This window comes from Pseudomonas sp. JV245A, from assembly GCF_032424515.1.
In the GTDB taxonomy this organism is placed as follows: Bacteria; Pseudomonadota; Gammaproteobacteria; order Pseudomonadales; family Pseudomonadaceae; genus Aquipseudomonas; species Aquipseudomonas protegens.
Genome location: NZ_VYKE01000489.1, coordinates 1 through 630, shown reverse-complemented (window position 1 = coordinate 630; position 630 = coordinate 1). Strand labels below are relative to the sequence as shown.

General features: G+C 67.3%; 1 protein-coding gene. It reads left to right on the top strand.

Annotated elements, in window-relative coordinates; genetic code table 11:
• A partial coding sequence (locus tag F6S12_RS32625) for a tetratricopeptide repeat protein (protein WP_315869970.1) occupies positions 1-630 on the top strand: 630 nt, incomplete at both ends.

The window sequence follows — 630 nt, the reverse complement described above, 5'->3', positions numbered from 1 at the left end:
CAACAGGCCTTCACCACCCTGGTGGCGGCCGATCGCGGCGATCAGGCAGTGGAGCTGCTGGCCCGAGAGCTGGCCGCACAGCCGGACGTGGCATTCGAACCGGCGCTGCTGGACCGCGGCGTGGATGTGGCCGTGGCGCACAACCGCGTGGACTTGGCGGAACAGTTCTTCAGTGCCTGGCGCAAGGTGCAGCCCGACAGCCCGGAAATCCTCGCCAAGGAATTCAAGCAGCGCCTGGCCTTCGGTGACCTGGCCGGCGCCCATGCGGTGGGCCTGCAACTGCTCGAACAGCGGCCGGATGACCCGCAGTTGCTGGAGCAGATGGCCCATCTCGCCGAATGGCAGGGCGACTCGGCCGCCGCCCTGGGCTACTGGATCAGCCTGAGCACGCTAAGCAAGGACCCGGCGCAGTTCGAGCACACCTGGCGCCTGGCGATGCAGACCTACGACTTCGACCGGGGCATCCCACTGCTGGCGGGGATCATGGACAGCCGCGCCCTGACCAACGTCGAGCTCGATGCCCTGGTCTACGCGCAAGAGTCCAGGGGGACGCCCGAGGAGGCAGAAAAGTGGCTGCGCCGCTATGTCGCCAAATACCCGAAACAGCGTCTGGCCTGGGTGCGCCTGTTG